Genomic DNA, 21,841 nt, shown 5'->3' with positions numbered 1-21,841 from the left:
CCGTTCGTTCTACCCGATGAGATGCCGATCACCCTCGGGATTGATCCGGCGGGCCGCACTCCTTTAACAGTTCGTAGACATACGAACTCACGAGGAGCTGGACGTGAGCCTGCTGTTCACCCCACTGACCCTGCGGTCGGTCACCCTGCCCAACCGGATCGCGGTCAGCCCCATGTGCCAGTACACGGCAGGTGAGGACGGCGTTCCGACCAACTGGCACCTGGTGCACCTCGGTTCGCGCGCCGTCGGCGGAGCCGGCCTGGTGATCGCCGAGGCGACCGCGGTCGAGCCGCGCGGCCGGATCTCGCCGAACGACGTCGGCATCTGGAACGACACACAGGTCGAGGCCTGGCGGCCGATCACGAAGTTCATCAAGGACAACGGCGCCGTTCCGGGAATCCAGCTGGCGCACGCGGGCCGCAAGGCCTACGGCGACTGGACGCCCGTCGCGCCGACCGCCGAGCCGTTTCCCGGCATGCACACGCCGTCGAAGCTCGACGCCGCCGGCATCGACGAGATCACCTCGTTCTTCGTCTCGGCCGCCCGCCGGGCCGTCGAGGCCGGGTTCGAGGTCGTCGAGGTGCACGCCGCGCACGGCTATCTGCTGCACGAGTTCTACTCGCCGCTGACGAACGAGGGCACGCTCGAAGAGCGCATCGCCGTGCCGGTCGCGGTGACCGCGGCCGTCCGCGAAGCGGTCGACGTGCCGGTGTTCGTCCGGATCTCCGGCACCGACTGGACCGACGACGGCTGGACCGCCGAGGACAGCGTCGTGCTGGCCCAGCGACTCGCCGAGGCGGGTGCGGACCTGGTCGACGTGTCCAGCGGCGGCAACTCCGCGGACGCGAAGATCCCGGTCGGGCCCGGCTACCAGGTGCCGCTCGCGGAAACGGTGCGGCGCAAGGCAGACGTGCCGACCGGCGCGGTCGGTCTGATCACCGACGCGCGCCAGGCCGAACAGGTCCTCGTTGACGGCTCCGCCGATCTGGTGCTGCTCGGGCGCGAGCTGCTCCGCCACCCGTACTGGCCGCTGCACGCGGCGCAGGAGCTGGGTGTGGAGATCAAGGCACCGAGGCAGTACGCCAGGGCGTTCTGAAAAGGCCCTCAGACTTCAAGGGTTGGGCGGCCATCCAGTGGCCGCCCAACCCTTGAAACCCTCAGGCCGTGATCAGCGACGGTAGTCGTCGTAGTCGTCATACGGGTCGTCGTCGTGATGGTCTTCGCCACCACGACCGTTGGCGGAAGCACCGCTACCGCCCGACAGTTCGCGCTGCAAGGCCTCGAAGTCGGTCTCATGAGAGCTGTACTTGAGCTCCCTGGCGACCTTCGTCTGCTTGGCCTTAGCTCGGCCGCGCCCCATGGCTCGACCCCCTCGCACAGGGACGGGGGCGGCCGGGGGAACGGCGGCCCCACTCGTCTCGACAACTAGTTCCTGGTAACTACCGTACCGTGCCGATGGGGTTCCTCGCGACGCGGTAGGCGTGACACGTGCCGCCAAATCTCGATCGGCCCCCGCGTGGAAGGATGCTCCGGTGCCTCGACCGTTCGTCGCCTACCTCAGGGTGTACGAACCGTTGTCGGCCCTTGACTCACCGTTGGCCGAAAGGGTGCGCCACGCCCTGGACAAGGGCGCTCTGAGCCGTGCCGAAGCCGGCGATCGCGAGCGGGAACTGTGGCTACGATCACAGTTGGCGCGGCCCGTCAGGTTGCTGCCCGGCGAGAGATCCGACGGCTCCGCGGCCCCCGACGCCCCGTTCGACGTGATGACCATCAGCCCCGCCGAGGTGCCCACGAACGAGGGTGCCAAGGTCGGCCCCGGCCCCCTGGTCTGTCCGATCGACCTGCGCCCGCGTGCCGCCGCGGCTCTGGTGGGATTCCTGGCCACGTCGACGCCCGTGCTGCGGGAGTCCGTCCTGGAGCTGGGCCCGGAAACCGTGCGAGCGCGCGCGTCGGCCGTGATGGCCGAGCTCTCGGGCGGCGCGGTGCACGTGATCTCCACGACCTGGACCGTCCCGCTGCCCTGGTTCGCCCTGGTCGAGCCCGAGGCCCGCCGCATCGTGCTCGCGCCCCAGGACGACCCTGAGCGGCAGGTGTCGTGGCGGGTCGCCATGGCGGACGCCCGGCGCCGCGTCGCGCGTGCGTTGACCGTGGTGAAGAAGACCATCGGCGACGACGGGCCCGCCAAGGTGCTCGCCGACACCGGGCGCTGGCTGGAGCACTTCCACCCGCACTCCGCCGTCGAGCTGGACTACGGCGGGCTGGTGCAGCTCGTGGACGACAAGGACCTGCTGGAGGACACCTCCGCCGCCGACGTCAACGCCATCCTGGACGCGCTGGAGACCGGGGACGCCGAGGAGGTCGCGCTCAGGTACGAGACGCTGCGCGAGTTCTGGGGCGAGCTGGCCCGACGAGAGCGCCACGGCTGAGCACGGCAGACGCCTGCCGCGCACGCTGACGTGGGCGTCCCCCGCCGCAGGGGGACCCCCGGTTCCAATTCTCCCAGGCAGGTCCGACAATTCCGGCCGCCCGCGCTACCCGGCAGCGACCCGCGCCGGCTGCGCTACCCGGCCGCGCTACCCGGCAGCGACCGGCGCCGGCTGCTCCGCCCGGCCGAGCAGGATCCGAGCGGTCACCGCCGCCGCGGCGGCCAGCAACATCGCCGCGGGCCACGCCACGTGCACCGCGACCCATCCGGCCACGGCGGGCGTGATCGTCGCACTCAGGTAGTTGGCCGAGTTCTGCATCCCCAGCGCGGTCCCGCTCCGCCCGGCGGGCGCCAGCTCCCCGGCAGCGGTCACCGCGAGCCCGTTCCAGCACAACGCCAGCACCGCTGTCGGCACCAGCACGGCGACCAGCACCGGCACCGGCGCCCGGTCCAGCGCCGCACACAGGACGAACCCGCAGGCCATCGCCACGGCGAGGATCCGCATCGGCCCGATCCGGCTGCCGACGGCATCCGACCAGACGCCCACGCCGAGCCGCCCGGCCCCGCCCAGCGCCTGGGCGACGGCGAACACCGCCGAAGCCGCGCCGATGGCCAGGCCGCGGTGCTCGTGCAGCAGTTCGACCAGCAGCGCGGCGGCGGTGAACTGCGGCACGACCAGCAACCCGCTGGCGACGCTGAGCCGGATCAACCGCGGGTCGCCGAGCACGACCCCGTGCGAGCCACCGGTACGAACGGCACCCGGCGGCTCCCGCACCCACACGGCCACCGCCAGCGCCACGGTCGCGGTGACCAGCGCCAGCCAGCCGAACGCGGCGGGCACCCCTTGCCGGACCGCCACGATCGGCAGCAGCGCCCCGGTGAGCGCGGCGCCCAGGGGCGTGGCCGTCTGCCGGATGCCCATGGCCAGCCCACGGCGGCCGGAGCGGAACCACGACATGACCGCGCGCCCGCTGGCGGCGTTGACGCTCGCCCCGAACAGCCCGGTGCCCAGCAGCGCCAGCCCGGCCACCCACGCGTTGCCGAACGCGGCGCCGGCCAGGCACGAAGCGGCGCCGAAGCCTCCGAGAGCCATGATCAACCGCTCGCCCCGCCGGTCGGCCGCGACACCCCACGCGACCAGGGTGAGCATCGTGCCCAGGTTGACCGCGCCCAGCAGGAGTCCCACCTGGGGCAGCGTCAGGCCGAAGTGATCACGCAGCTGCGGGGTGATCGCGGGCAGGCCGAGGAAGACGGCGGCGTTCGTACCTTGCGCGAGGGCGCCGATCCCGAGCACGACCCAGCGATAGCGCATACCCGCACGCTAGGCCGCGCACTCAGAAAGTGGGAACGGCCGTTCAGTCCTTGGGACGGCGGTGCCCGCGCTCCGCGGCCAGCAGCTCGTCCACCGAAGCGGATCCGCGCTGGTAGCGCGACGCGATCTCGGCGTTCAGCGCGTCGACGACGACCTGCACCTCGCGCCGCCGGATGGAGACCGAGGCCTCCTCGGAGATGAACGTCTCCAGCGCCTCGGCGAGCTTGTCGTCCGACAGCGACGACACGTCGGAGAGGTCGACGTCCGACACCAGGGCCTCGACGTGCCGCTGGTGCGCGTCGGCACGGGACGGCTCGTGGGTCTGGTATCGGCCCAGGCCGGTCGCCGGGCCCACGGCGTTGGTCGACAGGATCGTCGCGAGCTGGTCGACGACCGCCGATCCGCCCTCGCTGCGCCGTTTGACCTCGGCGCGGACGATGTCGATCCGCGCGTGCAGGAGCCGCCGCAGGTAGGACAGGTCGGTCTCCTCCTGCGCGGCCTCGTCGCGCAGCTCGCGCACCTCGACCAGCGGGCGCTGCTCGACGCCCTCCGTGTAGTCGGGGGCGAGCACCCGGTCAATTCGGCGGCGCCCGCCAGGACGCACCTCGATCACGTGTCCATCCTGAGGTAGATCCCGGTCACCCGCCAACACATAGCTGCTTCCAAACTTGTCTCAAATGTGCACACCGAGGAGCTTCCGGGCGTCGTCGGGCGAGATGGCGGGCCGCTGGGCGATCTTCGCCAAGCCCGCGGCACGTGCCACCAGCTGCGCGTTGTCCCGAACCGGAACACCCTTCGAGTAGCTCGTCGTGTCCTCCATGCCGACTCGCAGGTGCCCGCCGGCGCCGAGTGCGGTGAACATCACGGGCAGCGTCGATCGGCCGATCCCCGTTGCGGAGAACGTCGCACCCTCCGGTAGTGCCTGCACGGCGGCGGTCAGCGTGAACGCGTCGCCGGGCATGCCGCCGGGCACGCCCATGACGAAGTCGACGTGCACGTGCCCGCCCGCGGGCAGGCCGTGCTGGTCGAGCAACCGGCGCAACGACGTCAGCTGGCCCAGGTCGAAGATCTCGTACTCGGGGACGATGCCCCGCTCCTGCATGCCCTTGTGCAACGCGACGATGAACTCCCAGCGGTTCATGAACACGTCGTCACCGAAGTTCACGGTGCCCATCGTGCAGGACGCCGAGTCCGGCATGGCCTCCAGAACGCGCAAACGGTCCGATTCCGGATCACGGACCGAGCCACCCGTCGACAGCTGGACGACCAGCGAGGTCTCCGACCGCAGCGCCGCGACGGTCTCCTTCAAGCGCCCGAGATCCAGGGTCGGCTTGAAATCGTCACCCCGGATGTGGACGTGGATCATCGCCGCGCCGACCTGCTCGCAGCTGACGGCCGTCGAGACCAGCTCTTCCAGGGTGACCGGAAGCTGCGGGACGTCGGCCTTGGAGACTTCGGCGCCGGTGGGCGCGACCGTGATCAGCGTGCCTGGTGAGGACATGCCGCGATCCTAGGTACTACCGCCCCAGGTTACGAACGGCTTCGCGACCCAGTCCGGGCGTGTCCGGCGGCACCGAGTCCGGGTCGATCCGGGCCTGCACCTCTCGATCGGGAGCACCCGCGACCAGGTCGCTCTCCACCGGGACAGACCGCTTGACCAGCGCCAACGCGATCGGACCCAGCTCGTGGTGCAACGCCACGCTGCCCACCCGGCCGACCGTGCGGCCATCCAGTGAGACGGGGTCACCGGTCTCTGGGAGGGCGTCCGCAGAACCATCCAGGTGGAGTAGAAGCATCCGGCGCGGCGGGCGGCCCACGTTGTGGACCTTCGCGACCGTCTCCTGGCCGCGGTAGCACCCCTTGTTCAGGTGCACGGCGCGTTCGATCAGGTTGATCTCGTGCGGGATCGTGCGCTCGTCGGTGTCCACGCCCTGGCGCGGGTGCAGCGACTCCACGCGCAACGCCTCGAACGCCCAGCTGCCCGCCGGCCGCGCGCCCGCGTCGGTCAGCCGCTCCAGCCACTCCTCGCGCGCGGTGCGGGGCACGAGCAGGTCGACCGCGTCGTGACCGGGCCACGTCATGCGCCGCACCCAGCCGTTCTCGAGCGCCACCACCTGGGCCGGCTTGCCCGGCACCGGCAGGCCGAGCTTCTCCAGCACGGCCACCGAATCGGGTCCGACCAGGCTCAGCAACGCGAACTCGCCCGTCGCGTCACGCGGCTCGACCTTGGACCAGAAGACCATCTTCTTCAGGTACGCCAGCAGGTCGTCGACCTTCTCGACGTCCAGATAGACGGTGCCGCCCACGTTCGCGACGATCATGTGGTGCTCGAGCCGGCCCTGTGCGTCGAGGATCAGCGCCTCGGTGCCCATGCCCTCGCCGAGTTCGAGGAAGTGCTGGCTGGTGAGGTTGTGCAGCCACGTGAGCCGGTCGTCGCCCGGGATCGCGATGACGCCCCGGTGCGAGCGGTCGACGACCACGGCCGACCGCGCCGCCGAGCGTTGCTCCGCGAACGGGTCGCCGTGGTGCCACGGCACACCGGCGTCGAAGGAATCGTCGGGCGGCGGTACTGCGCTCACTCGGTCTCCTGGTTCAGGCAGTCGCGGCAGGTGCCGGACAGGGCGAGATGGCTGGCATCCAGTTCGAACCCGTCGCGGGCGCGCAGTGTTCCGACGAGACCGTCGAGCAGCTCACACGGAATCTCGTCGATGCGGCCACAGACGTGGCAGACGAGGTGCACGTGCTGGTGCTCGTCGACGGAGTAGCTGGGTGCGCCGTGCCCGAGGTGCGTGTGCCGGACCAGGCCGAGCCGGTCGAGCAGGTCGAGCGTGCGGTAGATGGTGGTGATGTTGACCGTCGGCGCGGTCTGCTGCACGCGCCCGCAGATCTGCTCCGGTGTGGCGTGGCCGAGCTCGCGCACCGCGTCCAGCACGAGCTGACGCTGCGGAGTCATCCTCATGCCGCGTTCGTGCAACGTCTTGCGCAGGCCTCTTGCGGTCTCCACCGGCTCAATGTTACGGGCCCGGTTGTTAGTAGGCTCACGGCATGCGCGTGCTCGCACTGCTCGACGGAACTCTGGCCGACCCCGACTCACCGCAGATCCGCGTGGACGATCTCGGACTCCTGCGCGGCGACGGTGTCTTCGAAACGATCCTCGTGGTCGACGGGAAGCCCCGCGAACTCACCCCGCACCTCGACCGGCTCGACCGGTCGGCCGCCATGCTCGACATGCCCACACCCGACCGTGCCGCGTTCGAGCGCGCGATCGAGCTCGTCATCGGCAACTGGACCGGCGCACGCGAGATCGCGCTGAAGCTGGTGCAGACCCGCGGCATCGAGGGCGGTGACGGCACGCCGACCGGCTTCGCGCTGGGCATGGAGATCAGCCCCAAGGTGCTGCAGCAGCGCGCCGAGGGCCTCGCGGCCGTGACGCTGGACCGCGGCGTCGAGCCCGGCCTCGCCGACCGGGCGCCGTGGCTGCTGCTGGGCGCCAAGACGCTGGGTTACACGATCAACATGGCCGCGCTGCGCGAGGCCGAGCGCCGGGGTGCCGCCGAGGTCATCTTCACGACGTCGAACGGCTCCGTGCTGGAGGGCCCGACCTCCACGGCCGTGCTGGTCCGCGGCCGGACGCTGGTCACGCCGCCCTCGCAGCTCGGCATCCTGCCCGGCACGACGCAGGCCGCGCTGTTCCGCGCCGCCGAGCGCGCCGGCTGGACGACGGTCGTCGAGCCGATCCCGGTCGAGGACCTCTACACCGCGGACGGACTGTTCCTGGTGTCCAGCGTGCGCACCGTGACGCGCGTGCACACGCTGGACGGCAAGCAACTCCCCGACTCGACGGCCCTGCTCCCCGAGCTCCGAGGCCTCTACGAGTCCGAGTACTGATCGCCGCGTGAACCGTTATGGCCACCTTCACTGCGTTCAGCGCAGTGAAGGTGGCCATAACGGCACTTACTGCAGGCCTGAACTCACGGCGTTCATGAGGACGCCGGTGTCACCGGACATCTCCCAGATCATCGCCCCGAGCATCCCCTTGCTCTTCAGCCACGCGGTCTTCCTGGCGATCGACCACGCGTCGTCGAACGTCCACCATTCGCCGCCGTTGCCCTGGAAGCAGTACGTGGCTCCGGCCTGTTCGTCGTGGTAGACGGTGCAGTTCGGCACCATCGCGACCAGGTTCGAGTACCCGCGGGTGCCGGCTTCGACGTCGAACTGACCGGGCGCCGCACCCGTCGCCGCCTGCCACTCACCGTTCTTGCCGCCCGCGGTGACGCCCTTCCAGCCACGGCCGTAGAACGCCAGCCCGATGGTCAGCTTGCGCGGGTTCACGCCGGCGTCGAGGTACTTCTGGATCGCGGCCTCGTCGCTGAAGTGGAACGAGTACGGGTCGTCCACGTCGGCGTAGATGTTGCCCTGGTGGCCGGTCCGGTTCGGCTCCCACGAGTTGTCGCTGCCGGCGCCGTGGAAGTCGTAGCCCTGGACGTTGAAGATGTCCAGCGACTGCCCGACGCGTGCCAGCTCCCAGCCCGCGTCCATCTTCACCGGGTCGGCCGGCGTGAACGCGGTGAGCTGGTAGCGCTTGCCGTTCGCGGTGCCCAGCGCGTCGAGCTGACGGCGGAACTCCTCGATCAGCAACGAGTTGTTGACCTTGTCGTTCGGACTGACGTGGTTGCCCGCGTGTCCTTCCGCGCCGGGCCACTCCCAGTCGAGGTCGATGCCGTCGAAGATGCCGGCCGCGGTGCCTGGGCCACCGGCACCCTGGTACACGGGCAGGTTGCCCTTGATGTAGATGTCCAAACAGGACGTCACGAACTTCTTGCGGGCCGCGTCGGTCGCCGCCACGTCCGAGAAGTACTTCGAGTACGTCCAGCCGCCCAACGAGATCATGATCTTCAGGTTGGGGTACTTGGCCTTGAGCTTCTTGAGCTGGTTGAAGTTGCCGCGCAACGACTCCCAGCCGGTGTCGCCGACACCGTCGACGGACTGCGCGGCGCTCATGGCCCGGCCGTAGTCGGCTTCCGCGTCACCCGCGCCGTCGCCCTGGTTCGGGTCCTGTGGATTTGTCGACACGCCCTTCGTCACGCCTTGCAGGCAGGTGAGGTTGACCGGGTCGATGTTGCCGAACGCGTAGTTGATGTGCGTGAGCTTCGCGGCCGCGCCGGTGGTGTCGAGGTTGCGCACGAAGTACTGGCGGCCGTAGATGCCCCACTGCACGAAGTACCCGACCTTGGCGTACCCGCCGACGATGTCGGAGGTCGTCACGGTGATCGCGTTGCTCGGCGTGGACACGTTGTCGTACAGGTCGCGCGCCCGCACGGTGAACGTGTACGCCGTCGACGGCGCGAGCCCGGTGACCGTCGCCGTGGTGCCGGTGACCGTGGTCTTCACCGCGGAACCGACGTAGACGTCGTAGTTCGCGACACCCTTGTTGTCGGTGGAGGCGTTCCACGCCAGGGAGACGCTGCCCGCGTCCTTGCCGGTGCTGCGCAGGTTCCCAGGTGCCGTCGGGGCCTGCGTGTCGTCCGCCGGGTTGTTGGTCGTGACGTTCAGCGCGTTGCTCGCCGCGGACAGGGTTCCCTTGGTGTCCTTGGCCTTCACCGTGAACGTGTAGGCGGTGTTCGGGTTCAGGCCGGTGACCGTCGCGCTCGTCGTGGTGACCTCCGCCGCCTGCGCCGAGCCGTTGTAGACGACATAGCCCGCGACGGGCAGTGAGCCGGGGCTGGAAGCGTTCCAGGACAACGAGACCGTGCGCGTGGTCTTCACCGGCGAGGTGAGGTTGCCCGGCGCGGTCGGCGGCGTGTCGGCGGACCCGTCGCAGTTGGAGTTGTTGATGCGACAGGTGATCGGCTCGACCGCGGAGCTCAGTGAGAAAGTCGGGCTGTACGGCTCGGTCGAGCCGCCCGCGGGCACGGACTTGTTGTAGAAGGCCGGAACCAGCGTCACCGTGGTGCCGTTCTGGGTGACCGTGCCGTGCTGGCCGTTGCTCGCGGTCACGCCCGCGGGCAGGGTGAAGACGATCGACCAGTCGGCGATCGCGGCCGTGGTGTTGTTGTGCACCACGAACTTCGCGGTGGTGCCCGCGAGCGAGAAGTCCGCGGTGACCCCGGTCGCCGGTGGCGCGGGATCGCCGGACCCGTCGCAGGCGGCGTTGTTGATCGTGCAGCTGGTCGGGTCGGCCGCCGCGCTGAGCGTGAACGCCGGGCTGTACGGCTCGGTGTTGCGCCCCGGCTGGATGGTGTTGATGTAGTAGGCCGGGGTGAGCGTGACTCTTGTGCCGCTCTGGGTGGTGGTCGCGTTCTGGACGTTGCTCACCGTGACACCGGCGGGCAGATCGAACTTGATCGACCAGCCGGTGACCGCGGTCGTGCCCGAGTTGGCGACGACGAACTTCCCGCTCGTGCCCGTGCGGGAGAAGGTCGCGGTGAGCCCGGTCGCGGCCTGTGCGGGCACGGCCAGGGCGAACACCGCTATGAGAACCGTGAGGAGTGCAGGGAATCGGCGCATGCGGAACTCCAGGTGTGTAGAGGTCCGCGGCGGCCTTCGGTCAACGCTAAGTGGTCTGGACCACTGCGTCAATGCGCCGGTCGATGGACGGCTTGCGGGTCTGCCGGGCCAGGTGGACCAGCAGGGCCAGGCCGAGCCACACGTAGCTGTTGCCGACAATGTGCTGCCACCACGACCACTGCAGCTCCTGGTCGCCGGTGTTCGGCAGCAGCCAGTGCGGTCCGATCGCGAAGACGAGCGCGACGGGGATCAGCGCCTTGCGCGCGTTGACATACAAGTAGATCAGCGCCGGGCCGATCCACACCCAGTGGTGCGACCAGGAAACGGGCGAAACGAGCAGTCCGGCCGTCGCGACCGCGAGCATCGCCGCCAGGTCGTCGCGGCTGCGCGCGACCACGAACCACGCGAGCGCGACCACGGCGACGCACAGCAACGCCCACAGCGGGGTGCCGATGCCGAGCCGGAAGAGCAGCCCCTTGATCGACTGGTTGCTCGTGTACGCGAGGCCGCCGACGCGGCCGGGGTCGAGCATCGCGTGCAGCCAGAAGGCCGCGGAGTCCTTGGGCGCCAACGCCCAGCCGATGACGGCGGTGCCGATGAAGGTCAGCACCGCGGTGACGGCGGGCTGCCACTGCTTGCGGGGCAGGAAGAACAGGATGAAGATCGCCGGCGTCAGCTTGATCGCGGCCGCGATGCCGATCAGCATGCCCCTCGGCCACGGCGTGCGCGGCAGCAGGCAGTCCAGGGCGACCAGGCCCATCAGCAGCATGTTGATCTGCCCCAGCTCCAGCGTGCCGCGGATCGGGTCGAGAACGAGGCACGCCGCGGCGACCAGAAGGCCGATCACCATCGTGCGTTGCGGAATGTGCCATGCGGCGGCCAGGCAGGCGCCGGTGAACAGGGCGAGCCCGCCGATCGTCCACAGCGCCACCACCAGGCCCCACGGCAGCAACGCGACCGCGCTGAACAGGACGGCCGCGAAGGGCGGGTACGTGAACGGCAGGTTGAACGGGCCGGGGAAGTTCTCGTACAGCGGCGCGTTGTTCAGCCACTGCTCGCCGCCGACTTGGTAGACCCGCATGTCGATCAAGCCGCTACCGTGTCTGACCAGCACGTATATGACCGCGGCCGTCATCGCGACGAGCCAGATTCGCACGGCGGTTCGGGCGCGTATGCCGTTTTTCGGCATGGCTGCGCCCCAGAAGCGGGTCAACATCGGCAACTCCCCCAGGCGATGGATCTACAACCAAATGTAGCCAGCACCGGTGAAGGAGTTTCATCCTTTTGGCCAGTGTTGTGTCATTCGACGGGCTGGAACCGCACTTTCACGCCTGGTCGCGCCTGGCCGATGTGAGGCAGATAACCAGCGGGAACGACTCCGATCACCGGATAGCCGCCGGTCGTTGGATGATCGTTCAGGAAGATCACGGGCAGTCCGTTGGGCGGAATCTGCACAGCTCCGGTGACGAGGCCCTCACTCGGCAGCTCGCCGTTCTGCTTTCTTTGCAGCGCCGTACCGTCGAGGCGCGCGCCGACCCGGTTGCTGCGGTCGGACATCGTCCAACGGCCTCTTCTCAGCTGCTCGGCCGGTTGCTCGAACCAGTCGTCGCGGGGGCCGAGGACGATCGGGATGGCGAGCTCTTGTGGTGCGTTGACCGGGGGAACGACGTCTTCTCCCGTTGGTACGCCAGGGGTTCCGAGCGGCAGCACGTCGTCGACCTTGAGTGGGGCCGGTCCGATGCCGGAGAGGACGTCGGTGCTGCGGCTGCCCAGCTGCTTGTCCACGTCGATCCCGCCCGATGCCGCGAGGTAGCAGCGCAGACCGGTCCGTGGTGTGCCGACCTGCACGACGTCGTCCTCGGCGAGGTGGATCGGCGCGTGCGAGTCGACCAGCCTGCCGTTCTTCCTGATCTCGGCCGACGGTCCGGTGACCGCGATCGTGCAGGACCCGTGGGCTCTTGCGGTGAAGCCGCCGAGCAGCAGTTCGAGCCCGGCCGCGTCCTCGGGGTTGCCGACGAGCCGGTTGGCGAGCGTCAGGCTGGGGGCGTCGAGCGCGCCGGACGGCGGTACGCCGAGGTGGGCGTGGCCGGGCCGGCCGAGGTCCTGGACGAGCGCCTGCGGGCCGGTGGCGAGCACCGTCAACCGCCTCATCCGGCCACCTCGAAGCGCACCTCGTCGCCGGGCGCGAGCAGCGTGGGCCGGTCTGCTCGCGGGTCGAACAGCGTGATCTCCGTCCGTCCGATCAGTCGCCAGCCGCCGGGCGTCGCGCGGGGGTACGCGGCGGTGTACTCGCCCGCGATGCCCACGGATCCTGCTGGGACTTTGGTGCGGGGTTCGTCGAGCCTGGGCTGCTGAAGGGGTTCCGGCAGACCGGTCAGGTAGCCGAAGCCGGGGGCGAAGCCGCAGAACGCGACCTCGTACGTGGCCCCGGTGTGGAGCTCGACGACCTGCTCTTTGGTGAGGTTCGCAGTGTCGGCGACGAGCTCCAGGTCCGGCCCGTCGTAGTGGACCGGGATGACGATCTTTTGCTTGTCGGTCTGCGGAGGTGCGCTCAGATCGATGTTCTCGAGCTTTTGACGCACCTGGGCGAGCCCGCCGACGACCAGCACGGTCCGTGCGGCGGGCACGAGCTCCACGACCTCGGGGATGCCTTGGAGCGCGGCGCGGACGGCCGCCACCTGGCCGAGTGAGTCGACCTCGACCAGGACCGCGTCGGTCCCGCAGCGCCGCAGCAGCATAGGCCCATCGTATTGGAGGATTGTTGAACAATCCAACCGGTCTGAGCCGGTCTTAGCCGGCGATGCGAACGAGGTGGGCCGAGGTGTGCGGCTGCATGGGCTGCCCGACCATCGCGCGTTCCTCGACGTACGCCAGGTCGCCGTTGTTCACGATGCCGTACAGGCGCTGCGCGGCCGTGACGTCCTTGGCGGTCGCCGTGCGGATCACCGCGTCGGTGGAGAACTCCCACGACGTCTGCGTGCGCGGCTTGCCGTAGTACAGCTCGGCGATACCGGTGTTGTGGGTCAGCAACACCTCGATGGTGTCGTCCGGCTGCGGCCGCCAGAACCCGGTCTCCCGAGCCGCCGGCCGAATGACCTCGCCCGCGTCGTTGAGCAGCCAGCTACGCGCCTCGTAGACGAGGAACGGCCGCCCATCGTGCGCGAACGTGATCTGCTGCCCGAACGTGAACGGCCCGTCGATCGTCGGGTACACGACCTCACCCGTGCCGCGCCACACGCCGACGAGCGGCAGAACGCTGAGCAGCGCGTCGTGCAGGTTCGGGCCCTCGCGCAGGTTCGCCGTGTCGCCAGGGACCGGCATGTCGTCGAACTGGGGCAGGTTGCGGGCGCGGGTCGCCGCCGCCCGCTCGGCTGCGATGCGGACGGCTTCGTCGCCGCTGCCGGGGACCGCGCTCATCGCTGGTCGGAGTAGAGGCGGTAGACCACGTATCCGGCGAACCACGTGATCAGCAGCGTCACGAAGACCAGGAGTCCGGTGAAGAAGTGTTCCACCGGAAGAGGATATCTCCCCAGGTCTGCGCGGGTGGCGCCCCGGTGTCCAAGCCCACGCGCCGCGTGGCTTTGTGCGTGCTCTTTGGCTGCCGGCTGTGTACGTGGTTGCTCGCTTGGCTGCCGGTTGCGTGCGTGGTTGTTCTTTTGTTGGCTGCCGGTGTCGTGGGGCGCTGCGTCTTCCGGGACGCGCTTCGCGCGTGCGATTGGGGCTTGACTTGGAACCGCAGGGGCGCTGTGTTCGATCCCTTCGGGCGGCGTGGTGGGCCGGCTCCGCCGGCAGATGCAAGATCTGCCGGCCCGACAAGGGCTACCACGCCGCACCCCAAGTCAAGCCCCAATCGCGTTCCGTACGTGCCCACCAGACGCGCCCCACTCTGGGTGCGTCGTCGCTTGGTTGGCTGCCTGTTCCGTGCGTGGTCGCCAGCTTTCGTGCCGGTTCCGCGCGTGGTCGCCTTCGTGTCGGTCGCTCGTGCGGTAGATGCCCAAACCGGCTCGCGCTCCGCGCCTCGCGCGACACGGGGCCCGTCAACTGCGCGAGTCGTACGTTCCCGCCCCCTGAGCTGTACGTTCCCGACCGCGAGTCTTACCGTCCGGACCCCCGAGTCTGACGCTCCCGCACCCCGAGTTTGACGCTCCCGCACCCGATGCGCGCGAGTCCCCAGTTCAGCCCCGGCGAGCCCTCAACCCAGCACCCGCGAGTCCGCACTTCGCGCCGCGCGTCGCCCACTCCGCCCCCGCGTGTCGCCCACCCAGCCCCGCGCGAGTCGTACGTTCCCGACCCACGTCGTACGTTCCCGCACCCCGAGCCGGGCGTTCCCGCACCCCCGAACCCGCACCCCACAACCGCTGGCCCCCGAACTGTCGGTCCCCCTCACTAGCCTGAGATACGGGGGCAGCTCACAACGCCAGCGCGCCGACACACCCCCAGCCGACCGTAGCGCCAGCCCCCGACAATCCCAGGGCCGTCACCACCCGCCCCACGACTCAACCGGCCCGCGAAGCCCGGCACAGCAGAACGCCCCGGTGGCGAAGACCACCGGGGCGTCCCTCATCTCCAACTAGGCCACTGCGATCTCGACCTCGTGCACACCGGGCCCGGTCGCCTCGACCGACGCCTGGCCGTTGCCCGTCCGGTGCAGCGCACGGACGGTCCACGTCCCGGCCGCCGCGTAGAAGCGGAAGTCACCGGAAGGCGACGACACGACCTCGGCGGTGAACTCACCGGACGAGTCGAGCAGACGGACATAAGCACCACCGACGGGCGCGCCGCCGGCTACCACGCGGCCCGAGACGACGGTCTCGGTCTCCGAAACAGCGACCGCGCCACCCTGGGCGGGGGCTCCACAACCAGCAGCAGACATGTCAGGCGTCCTTTCCGGAACCCAGCTCGATCGGCACGCCGACCAGCGAGCCGTACTCGGTCCATGAACCGTCGTAGTTCTTCACGTCGTCGTAGCCCAGCAGCTCGTGCAGGGCGAACCAGGTGTGCGAGGAACGCTCACCGATGCGGCAGTACGCGATGGTCTTGCGGGAACCGTCGAAACCGGCCTCCGCGTAGATCTCGCGAAGTTCGTCGTCCGAGCGGAACGTGCCGTCCTCGTTCGCGGCCTTGCTCCACGGCACGTTCACCGCGCCGGGGATGTGGCCCGCGCGCTGCGCCTGCTCCTGCGGGAGGTGCGCCGGGGCGAGCAGCTTGCCGGAGAACTCGTCGGGCGAGCGGACGTCGACGAGGTTCTTGTTGCCGATCGCGGCCACGACCTCGTCGCGGAACGCGCGGATCGAGGCGTCCTGCTCGGAGGCCTTGTACGAGGTGGTCGGGCGGACGACCTCTTCCTTGTCCAGCGGGCGGCCGTCGAGCTCCCACTTCTTGCGGCCGCCGTCGAGCAGCTTCACGTTGGTGTGGCCGTAGAGCTTGAAGTACCAGTAGGCGTACGCGGCGAACCAGTTGTTGTTGCCGCCGTAGAGGATCACGTTGTCCTCGTTGGAGATTCCCTTGGCGGAGAGCAACTTCTCGAAGCCCGCGCGGTCGACGAAGTCACGGCGGACCTGGTCCTGCAGTTCGGTCTTCCAGTCGATCCTCACGGCACCGGGGATGTGGCCGCCGTCGTACGCGGACGTGTCCTCGTCTACCTCGACGAACACCACGCCGGGCGTCTCGAGGTTCTCCTCGGACCATGCAGCCGAGACCAGGACGTCTTCACGGCTCATCGAAGTGGCTCCCAATTCCTTCGTTTTACTACTGCGGACGTGCGAGTGCGGGTGCGTATCGCCTGATGAGCAGGTACATCTCGCACCCGAGGCACAGGCCGAACGCGGCGTTGAGCAGCGCTGCGACGAGTGCGGCGGCGGTGGCGACCACACCGAGGGTGGTGAGGCCCGAGGCGTATCCGATCGTGCCGACCAGTGCGAACACGAAGCCGACGCCCTGCGCGAACCGCAGCGGGGCGGCCTCTTCGCGTTCGGTGGTCGGCGTCAGCCGCGGCTGGACCGCGTGCCGGTACACGTGGCCCCACGGGTTGAGCTTCAGCGAGACGAACGCGCACAACGCGAACAGGACCGTCTGCGCCGCCAGCAGCCGCCACCAACCGGTGAGCAGTACGACGGCGAGCACGACCGTGGTCATCCACGCTGAGAACCGGGGACCCCGTGGGTCGACGGGGGCGTCTTTGGGCACGACAGACCTCCTGACATCTGGACGTGGATTTAGTCCGTCAGAGGCGGCGCGAGCGCGTCAAGGCGCTCGTAGGCCACCGGTCAGGCAGTCGTGCGACACAGGCTGCTGCGCACGCGGCACAGGTCAACCGCGCGTCGCTTCGTGAGCAGCATGGTCATGGTGCCGAGGGTAGACCCAGATCCCTCGGACCGGGAGATGTGTCCATCAGGTGGAACAACCGCAGTTCACTCAGGTGGGGGACACCAGATGCGGCCGCAACGCGTCCAGCAACGCGTCCCTGCGCGGCACGCCGCCGACGCGGAGCAACTCCGTGCCGGCCGCGCTGTACGCGACGGTCGTCGGCGTCCGCAGCACGCCGAGCGTCGACGCGACGGCCGGCAGGTTCGTGATGTCCAGCTCGACGTGGTGCAGGCCTTCGGTCCGCGACGCGAGGTCGCCGAGCAGGACCTTCGCGTGGCGGCACGGCGCGCAGAACGTCGTGGAGAGCTGCACGAGTGTCACGGCGTCCGGGGCGAGCAGCTCGCGCACCTCGTCGGGCACGTCCCTGGCAGCCACCTTGGTGACCCGGCCCTCGCGGAACCTGAGCACGGCACCGACGGCGCCGGTGACCACCAGCGCCCCGAGCAGTGCCCAGATTCCGATCATCCCTGGTCCAGCGGAACGTTCTCGACCGTGCCGTGCAGCGTGAACGCCCCACTCTCCACCTGAACCGCGGTCGGTGTCACGCCGAACGGGAGCGCTCCGGGGGCGACCTTGATGTTCATCGCATCGCGCAGCGCGGGGATCAGCTGCGCCAGCGACATGTCGTCGAGCTGCACGTCTTCCACGCTTACCTGCAGCTGGCCGTCCACCACGGCGACCACGCCGAACGCGGTCACGACGACCTGCTTGCCCGCGAGCGCGGCGGTGCCGCTGAGCTTCACCGGCGCGGTGCTCGACGGCTTCTCGCCGGCCGTCGTCGTCACGGCCGGGCGGGTGTCCGGCTCGATCGAGAGCTTGTCGAACGGCGTGCGGCCGTTGATGAAGCGGTTGAGGTCGAGCGCCTTGACCTTGACGCTGCCGTCGACCTGGTCGATGACGGCGTTGCCGGTGCGGCCCGCGAGCAGGTCGGACAGCGGGATCCGCGTGTGCAGGAGGTTCGCCTCGATGTCCAGGTCGCGGATGTCGATGTCGTTCTTCTCGTCCTTCACCGGGACGCCGGTCGCCTGGATCCGGATGTGCCGGTAGTCGCCGCGCACCGCCTGCAGGATGAACGGGAAGCCGTTGATCCGGACCGACGGGTCCTCCTTGAGCTGCAGCTTCTCCCGCATCTTCTGCGCGATCTGGTACTCGCCGGCCGCCGCGAGCGCGAAGTCGGCGCCCACCAGCAGCACGCCGAGCACGATCAGCGTGATGATCAGGATCTTGCCGCGGCGCGACTTCCGCTTCTTCCTGCGTGGCCTTGCGGGTGCGGTCACGTGACTTCCTTCTTGCTTGCCAGGGAGTTGGCGACGAGCCATGCCGCCATCCGGTCTACCAGCTCCGGCGTCACGGCGGTCTCGGCGTGCCGCATACCGGGCTCGAGCCACAGTTCGGCGTGGCCGTTCGTGGCGCGGTGCAACGACGTGGCGTGCGCCGGTGCGAAGTAATGGTCCTCCTCACCGTGCACGATGAGCAGTGGGGTCGGCGTGATGCGGTGGACCACCTCGAGTGGACTCTCCGGTGGCTTTACCCACGGCGCGCCCAGCCGAACCCCCAGTGCCCGCGCGGCGAGCCGGCCATGTGGCTGCTCCAACAGCCAGTGCACCCGGCGCATCGACTTCGTCTCGCGTGACCACCACCGGGCCGGCCCGCTCACCGCGGCGACCGCGTCCGGCGGTTCCATGAGCGCGGCGTGCCTGATCACGATCGAGGCGCCCATCGAGAACCCCACCGTGACGATCCGGGTGTAACCGAGGTCTCTCGCGATCTGGACGGCCGCGGCCACGTCGTGAACCTCGTCACCCCCGACCGTCGACCGGCCGCCGGACGCCCCATGACCGCGGAAATCGAGCGCCACAACCCCGCCGTGCTCGGCCAGCATGGCGAGCACGCGGGCCACGTGCGGACGCCGCACGTTGTTCGTGAATCCATGTCCCACAACGAAAGCGAGGTCGCCTTCGTGCGCGTAGTGCACGCCGTGAAGGCGTACTCCGTCATGTGACATGGATGTAACAGGCGTGACGCTTGTGGAAACAACTGTGACCACGACGTCTTGACCTGGGACTTTCCTGGACCTCACCGGTATTGTCTCCGTCATCCGCAGGCAACGGGGCCCGGTCACCGTAACGCCGTGCGCTGGTCACGCTGTTCCCGGTGGCCACCGCGCAGGCCGATTAGGAGGGCGCCGCGATGAGCATCGACGTTCTGCTGCTGACCACCGACCCCGACCCGGAGGCAGTGCTGCCCGCACTGTCGCTGCTGCCCCACGAGGTGCGGCCGCTCCGGCCCGAGGTCTCCGCCCTGCTCGAGGCAGGCCCGCACGACGTGGTCCTGGTCGACGCACGGACGGACCTGGTCGGCGCCCGGTCGCTGTGCCGCCTGCTCGACTCGAGCGGCGTGGACGTCCCGGTCGTCGCGGTCGTCACCGAGGGCGGTCTGGTCGCGGTCAACTCCGACTGGAGCGTCGACGAGATCCTGCTCCCGACCTCCGGCCCAGCCGAGGTCGACGCCCGCCTGCGCCTGGTGCGCTCGCGCCGCGGCACGACCCAGCCCGGCGGCGACGGTGCCCTGCAGCTCGGCGACCTGGTCATCGACGAGGCGACCTACACCGCCCGCCTGCGCGGCCGTCCTCTTGACCTCACCTACAAGGAGTTCGAGCTCCTCAAGTACCTCGCGCAGCACGCGGGCCGGGTGTTCACCCGCGCGCAGCTGCTGCAGGAGGTCTGGGGCTACGACTTCTTCGGTGGCACCCGCACGGTCGACGTGCACGTGCGACGCCTGCGCGCGAAGCTCGGCCCCGAGCACGAGGCCCTCATCGGCACCGTCCGCAACGTCGGCTACAAGTTCGTCCGGCCGCCGCGGCCCGGCAGCAACGTCCGTCGTGGCGCCGACGCGACCGAGACCGTCGAAGACACGGAGCTGTACGCGCCCGCGCGCTGACGCGGGCGCCCGCCCAGGTCATCGGTCGTGAGTGGTTTCCGTCGCTATGACGACGGAAACCACTCACGATGTAGTTTCTCAGCCGTGGCGGAATTGAGCTGGCACGACGAGCTGAGTCCGGAGCAGGCGGCCGAGGTCGTCGAGCTGCTCACCGAGGCGGAGCGCAGCGACGGGGTCGCGCCGGTCGGTGAGGCCGTCCGCCTGCGCATGCGGCCGGGAGCCCACGGCAGCGCGCACCTGCTCGCCACCGCCGACGGCAAGATCGTCGGCTACGCCCACCTGGACAAACTCGGTGACTCGGGTGGCAACCAGGTCGCCGAGCTCGCCGTGCACCCGGCGTTCCGCAACCAGGGCATCGGCACGCAGCTCGTCGCGGCGTTACCCGAACACCTGCGCATCTGGGCGCACGGCGGCCACCCCGACACCGGCCGGCTCGCGGCCAAGCTCGGGTTCGAGAAGGCGCGTGAGCTGCTGCGCATGCGTTTGCGCCTGGACGACGACCTGCCGGAGCCGCAGCTCCCCGAGGGTGTGCGCATCCGGAGCTTCGAGCCGGGCAAGGACGAGGCGGCCGTCGTCTACGTCAACCACCGCGCGTTCGACTGGCACCCCGAGCAGAGCGCGATGAGCATCGAGGACGTGCGGCAGAAGGAAGAGGAGTCCTGGTTCGACCCGAAGGGGTTCCTGCTCGCGTTCGACGCCGACGACCGGCTCGTCGGTTTTCACTGGACCAAGGTGCACAGCCCGGCACTCGGCGAGGTGTACGTCGTGGGCGTCGACCCGGAGGCGCAGGGCGGCGGTCTGGGCAAGGCGCTGACGCTCGCGGGGCTCGCTCACCTGAAGAGCACGGGGGTCCGCCAGGTGATGCTCTACGTGGAATCCGACAACGCTCCGGCTATCCGCGTTTACACACGGTTGGGCTTCACTCTCTGGGACGCTGACATCCAATACGCCCGGTAGTGAACGAACCGTCACGGATCGCAAACGCGCAGGTCACGGCATCACTCTTTCGGGGGTGCCACTCGTCACTTCCCGTCCCTTGTTCACCCGTCGTTCACCTCGACTAGGGGCCGCGTCCACTATCGCTACCTACCTTCCGTAGCGAGCGGCGAGTCCGTCGCGAACCGCTTTGCTTCCGTACGTGGAGGATTCAGGTGAAGATCCAGCGGCACGGTGCCGTGCTCGGCCTCGTCGCGGCCAGCTCGCTCCTGCTCGGCGCCTGTGGCAGTGACAACAACACCGGCGCGGGCGGCTCCACCAGCAGCGCCACCGCCGCTTCGGTGCCGGTCGACTGTGGTGGGAAGGCGAAGCTGAACGCGGAGGGTTCCTCGGCGCAGAAGAACGCCGTCGACGCCTTCATCCAGGCCTACAAGGCGAAGTGCTCGAACGGTGACCTCGCCTACAACCCGACCGGCTCGGGCGCCGGCGTGAAGCAGTTCAACGCGGGCCAGGTCGACTTCGGTGGCTCGGACTCCGCCCTCAAGGCCCCGGCCGAGGTCGAGGCGGCCGCCAAGCGCTGCCAGAGCAACCCGGCGTGGCACCTCCCGCTGGTCTTCGGCCCGGTCGCCATCGGCTACAAGCTGTCCGGTGTGGACGGCCTGGTACTCAACGGCGAGGTCGCCGCGAAGATCTTCAACGGTGGCATCAAGAAGTGGAACGACCCGGCCATCAAGGCGCTCAACAGCAGCGCGAACCTGCCGGACAAGGACATCGCGGTCGTCTACCGCTCCGACGAGTCCGGCACGACGGACAACTTCCAGAAGTACCTGAAGACCGCTTCGAAGGGCGCCTGGACGCAGGGCGACGGCAAGCAGTTCAAGGGTGGCGTCGGTGAGGGCAAGGAGAAGTCGGCGGGTGTCGCGCAGGCCGCTTCCACCGTCGACGGCGCCGTGACCTACGTCGAGCTCTCCTTCGCGCAGGACAACAAGCTGTCCATCGCCAAGATCGACACCGGCTCCGGCCCGGTCGAGCTGACCAACGAGACGGTCGGCAAGTCCATCGATGGCGCGAAGATCAAGGGCCAGGGCAACGACCTCGTCCTCGACCTGGACTCGATCTACGGCACCACCACCGCCGGTGCGTACCCGCTGCTGCTGGCGACCTACGAGATCGTCTGCTCCAAGGGCTATGACGCCGACACCGCGAAGGCCGTCAAGGCGTTCCTGACCGTGGCCGCCACCGACGGCCAGGCCCAGCTCGCCGACGCCGGTTACGCGCCGCTGCCCAAGGCGTTCCAGGACAAGCTGCTGACCGCCATCAAGGCGATCGCCTGAGGTAAGTGACACACTTCTCGC

Annotated in this window: 24 protein-coding genes; 6 read left to right on the top strand and 18 right to left on the bottom strand. The window is 69.3% G+C overall.

All coding sequences use genetic code 11. The features are described from left to right. Positions 1 to 103: 103 nt before the first annotated feature. Entirely contained in the window at positions 104 to 1,096 is a 993-nt protein-coding gene (locus QSK35_RS17990; RefSeq protein WP_285747506.1) for an NADH:flavin oxidoreductase/NADH oxidase, read from the top strand. Positions 1,097 to 1,168: 72 nt separating this feature from the next. On the opposite strand, the gene QSK35_RS17985 is transcribed toward QSK35_RS17990, so the two are convergent. Further along, entirely contained in the window at positions 1,169 to 1,360 is a 192-nt protein-coding gene (locus QSK35_RS17985; protein WP_285747504.1) for a DUF3073 domain-containing protein, read from the bottom strand. A 172-nt stretch (positions 1,361 to 1,532) separates the two neighbouring features. Here QSK35_RS17985 and QSK35_RS17980 point away from each other — a divergent pair, with 172 nt between their 5' ends. Next, positions 1,533 to 2,426 (top strand): DUF8083 family protein, encoded by an 894-nt coding sequence (locus QSK35_RS17980; protein ID WP_285747502.1) that lies wholly within the window; start codon positions 1,533 to 1,535, stop codon positions 2,424 to 2,426. Positions 2,427 to 2,573: 147 nt separating this feature from the next. Here QSK35_RS17980 and QSK35_RS17975 read toward each other — a convergent pair whose 3' ends face one another. The 5 genes from QSK35_RS17975 to QSK35_RS17955 are packed head-to-tail and all read right to left on the bottom strand — an operon-like array spanning position 2,574 to position 6,696. After that, the gene (locus tag QSK35_RS17975; RefSeq protein WP_285747500.1) at positions 2,574 to 3,737 is read right to left on the bottom strand and encodes an MFS transporter; all 1,164 of its coding nucleotides are present in this window, start codon (positions 3,735 to 3,737) and stop codon (positions 2,574 to 2,576) included. Between the two features lie 43 nt (positions 3,738 to 3,780). After that, positions 3,781 to 4,350: an RsiG family protein gene (locus QSK35_RS17970; RefSeq protein WP_285747499.1), complete on the bottom strand. Its 570-nt coding sequence runs from the start codon at positions 4,348 to 4,350 to the stop codon at positions 3,781 to 3,783. Positions 4,351 to 4,410: 60 nt separating this feature from the next. Then, on the bottom strand, positions 4,411 to 5,238 hold the full coding sequence (locus tag QSK35_RS17965) for a beta-keto acid cleavage family enzyme (protein ID WP_285747497.1): 828 nt from the start codon (positions 5,236 to 5,238) through the stop codon (positions 4,411 to 4,413). A 16-nt stretch (positions 5,239 to 5,254) separates the two neighbouring features. Then, a complete protein-coding gene (gene ygfZ / locus QSK35_RS17960; RefSeq protein WP_285747496.1) occupies positions 5,255 to 6,316 on the bottom strand; it encodes a CAF17-like 4Fe-4S cluster assembly/insertion protein YgfZ in 1,062 nt (353 codons plus the stop codon). Beyond that, on the bottom strand, positions 6,313 to 6,696 hold the full coding sequence (locus QSK35_RS17955; RefSeq protein WP_502881677.1) for a Fur family transcriptional regulator: 384 nt from the start codon (positions 6,694 to 6,696) through the stop codon (positions 6,313 to 6,315). The genes ygfZ and QSK35_RS17955 overlap by 4 nt, the downstream gene beginning before the upstream one ends. Before the next feature lie 86 nt (positions 6,697 to 6,782). Between QSK35_RS17955 and QSK35_RS17950 the strand changes: the two genes are divergently transcribed. Then, a complete protein-coding gene (locus QSK35_RS17950) occupies positions 6,783 to 7,625 on the top strand; it encodes an aminodeoxychorismate lyase (RefSeq protein WP_285747492.1) in 843 nt (280 codons plus the stop codon). Positions 7,626 to 7,691: 66 nt separating this feature from the next. Here the strand turns inward: QSK35_RS17950 and QSK35_RS17945 are convergent, their stop codons facing one another. The 12 genes from QSK35_RS17945 to QSK35_RS17895 form a co-directional block, all read right to left on the bottom strand. Beyond that, positions 7,692 to 10,244 (bottom strand): glycosyl hydrolase family 18 protein, encoded by a 2,553-nt coding sequence (locus tag QSK35_RS17945; protein ID WP_285747490.1) that lies wholly within the window; start codon positions 10,242 to 10,244, stop codon positions 7,692 to 7,694. A 46-nt stretch (positions 10,245 to 10,290) separates the two neighbouring features. Further along, complete coding sequence (locus QSK35_RS17940; RefSeq protein WP_285747657.1) at positions 10,291 to 11,325, bottom strand: glycosyltransferase 87 family protein; 1,035 nt, start codon at positions 11,323 to 11,325, stop codon at positions 10,291 to 10,293. A gap of 218 nt (positions 11,326 to 11,543) precedes the next feature. Then, positions 11,544 to 12,395 (bottom strand): 5-oxoprolinase subunit C family protein, encoded by an 852-nt coding sequence (locus QSK35_RS17935; RefSeq protein WP_285747488.1) that lies wholly within the window; start codon positions 12,393 to 12,395, stop codon positions 11,544 to 11,546. Continuing rightward, positions 12,392 to 12,982: a 5-oxoprolinase subunit PxpB gene (gene pxpB, locus QSK35_RS17930; protein WP_285747486.1), complete on the bottom strand. Its 591-nt coding sequence runs from the start codon at positions 12,980 to 12,982 to the stop codon at positions 12,392 to 12,394. The genes QSK35_RS17935 and pxpB overlap by 4 nt, the downstream gene beginning before the upstream one ends. Positions 12,983 to 13,034: 52 nt before the next feature. Next, complete coding sequence (locus QSK35_RS17925) at positions 13,035 to 13,661, bottom strand: heme-binding beta-barrel domain-containing protein (RefSeq protein WP_285747485.1); 627 nt, start codon at positions 13,659 to 13,661, stop codon at positions 13,035 to 13,037. 1,153 nt (positions 13,662 to 14,814) lie between these two features. Further along, a complete protein-coding gene (locus QSK35_RS17920) occupies positions 14,815 to 15,117 on the bottom strand; it encodes a DUF1416 domain-containing protein (protein WP_285747484.1) in 303 nt (100 codons plus the stop codon). A 1-nt stretch (position 15,118) separates the two neighbouring features. Then, a complete protein-coding gene (locus QSK35_RS17915; protein ID WP_285747482.1) occupies positions 15,119 to 15,964 on the bottom strand; it encodes a sulfurtransferase in 846 nt (281 codons plus the stop codon). Positions 15,965 to 15,992: 28 nt separating this feature from the next. Continuing rightward, positions 15,993 to 16,430 carry a DUF4395 domain-containing protein gene (locus QSK35_RS17910; protein WP_285747480.1) on the bottom strand — a complete coding sequence of 146 codons (438 nt, stop codon included), beginning with the start codon at positions 16,428 to 16,430 and terminating at the stop codon, positions 15,993 to 15,995. A gap of 80 nt (positions 16,431 to 16,510) precedes the next feature. Beyond that, a complete protein-coding gene (locus QSK35_RS42740; protein WP_352244099.1) occupies positions 16,511 to 16,582 on the bottom strand; it encodes a putative leader peptide in 72 nt (23 codons plus the stop codon). A 76-nt stretch (positions 16,583 to 16,658) separates the two neighbouring features. Then, positions 16,659 to 17,075 carry a thioredoxin family protein gene (locus tag QSK35_RS17905; protein WP_285747479.1) on the bottom strand — a complete coding sequence of 139 codons (417 nt, stop codon included), beginning with the start codon at positions 17,073 to 17,075 and terminating at the stop codon, positions 16,659 to 16,661. After that, positions 17,072 to 17,887, bottom strand: coding sequence for an LmeA family phospholipid-binding protein (locus tag QSK35_RS17900; RefSeq protein ID WP_285747478.1), 816 nt, complete (start codon positions 17,885 to 17,887; stop codon positions 17,072 to 17,074). The genes QSK35_RS17905 and QSK35_RS17900 overlap by 4 nt, the downstream gene beginning before the upstream one ends. Beyond that, a complete protein-coding gene (locus QSK35_RS17895; protein WP_285747476.1) occupies positions 17,884 to 18,585 on the bottom strand; it encodes an alpha/beta hydrolase in 702 nt (233 codons plus the stop codon). The genes QSK35_RS17900 and QSK35_RS17895 overlap by 4 nt, the downstream gene beginning before the upstream one ends. A 215-nt stretch (positions 18,586 to 18,800) precedes the next feature. Between QSK35_RS17895 and QSK35_RS17890 the strand changes: the two genes are divergently transcribed. The 3 genes from QSK35_RS17890 (at position 18,801) to pstS (ending at position 21,820) form a co-directional block, all read left to right on the top strand. After that, positions 18,801 to 19,550 (top strand): response regulator transcription factor, encoded by a 750-nt coding sequence (locus QSK35_RS17890; protein WP_285747475.1) that lies wholly within the window; start codon positions 18,801 to 18,803, stop codon positions 19,548 to 19,550. Between the two features lie 84 nt (positions 19,551 to 19,634). Beyond that, positions 19,635 to 20,507, top strand: coding sequence for a mycothiol synthase (gene mshD / locus QSK35_RS17885; protein ID WP_285747473.1), 873 nt, complete (start codon positions 19,635 to 19,637; stop codon positions 20,505 to 20,507). A gap of 194 nt (positions 20,508 to 20,701) precedes the next feature. Continuing rightward, positions 20,702 to 21,820 carry a phosphate ABC transporter substrate-binding protein PstS gene (gene pstS, locus QSK35_RS17880; RefSeq protein ID WP_285747472.1) on the top strand — a complete coding sequence of 373 codons (1,119 nt, stop codon included), beginning with the start codon at positions 20,702 to 20,704 and terminating at the stop codon, positions 21,818 to 21,820. The last annotated feature ends 21 nt before the right edge of the window (positions 21,821 to 21,841 follow it).

Source organism: Lentzea sp. NBRC 105346 (assembly GCF_030269605.1).
Classification (GTDB): Bacteria; Actinomycetota; Actinomycetes; order Mycobacteriales; family Pseudonocardiaceae; genus Lentzea.
This window is presented reverse-complemented; position numbering and strand designations above follow the sequence as displayed.

What these genes read in the sequence shown, in the direction of transcription:
- QSK35_RS17965 (WP_285747497.1), bottom strand. Translation starts at nt 5,238, where the DNA reads ATGTCCTCACCAGGCACGCTGATCACGGTCGCGCCCACCGGCGCCGAA.
- QSK35_RS17925 (WP_285747485.1), bottom strand. Translation starts at nt 13,661, where the DNA reads ATGAGCGCGGTCCCCGGCAGCGGCGACGAAGCCGTCCGCATCGCAGCC.
- QSK35_RS17950 (WP_285747492.1), top strand. Translation starts at nt 6,783, where the DNA reads ATGCGCGTGCTCGCACTGCTCGACGGAACTCTGGCCGACCCCGACTCA.
- pxpB (WP_285747486.1), bottom strand. Translation starts at nt 12,982, where the DNA reads ATGCTGCTGCGGCGCTGCGGGACCGACGCGGTCCTGGTCGAGGTCGAC.
- QSK35_RS17975 (WP_285747500.1), bottom strand. Translation starts at nt 3,737, where the DNA reads ATGCGCTATCGCTGGGTCGTGCTCGGGATCGGCGCCCTCGCGCAAGGT.
- QSK35_RS17940 (WP_285747657.1), bottom strand. Translation starts at nt 11,325, where the DNA reads ATGCGGGTCTACCAAGTCGGCGGCGAGCAGTGGCTGAACAACGCGCCG.
- QSK35_RS17945 (WP_285747490.1), bottom strand. Translation starts at nt 10,244, where the DNA reads ATGCGCCGATTCCCTGCACTCCTCACGGTTCTCATAGCGGTGTTCGCC.
- QSK35_RS17905 (WP_285747479.1), bottom strand. Translation starts at nt 17,075, where the DNA reads ATGATCGGAATCTGGGCACTGCTCGGGGCGCTGGTGGTCACCGGCGCC.
- QSK35_RS17985 (WP_285747504.1), bottom strand. Translation starts at nt 1,360, where the DNA reads ATGGGGCGCGGCCGAGCTAAGGCCAAGCAGACGAAGGTCGCCAGGGAG.
- QSK35_RS17890 (WP_285747475.1), top strand. Translation starts at nt 18,801, where the DNA reads ATGAGCATCGACGTTCTGCTGCTGACCACCGACCCCGACCCGGAGGCA.
- QSK35_RS17920 (WP_285747484.1), bottom strand. Translation starts at nt 15,117, where the DNA reads ATGTCTGCTGCTGGTTGTGGAGCCCCCGCCCAGGGTGGCGCGGTCGCT.
- QSK35_RS17915 (WP_285747482.1), bottom strand. Translation starts at nt 15,964, where the DNA reads ATGAGCCGTGAAGACGTCCTGGTCTCGGCTGCATGGTCCGAGGAGAAC.
- QSK35_RS17955 (WP_502881677.1), bottom strand. Translation starts at nt 6,696, where the DNA reads ATGAGGATGACTCCGCAGCGTCAGCTCGTGCTGGACGCGGTGCGCGAG.
- QSK35_RS17935 (WP_285747488.1), bottom strand. Translation starts at nt 12,395, where the DNA reads ATGAGGCGGTTGACGGTGCTCGCCACCGGCCCGCAGGCGCTCGTCCAG.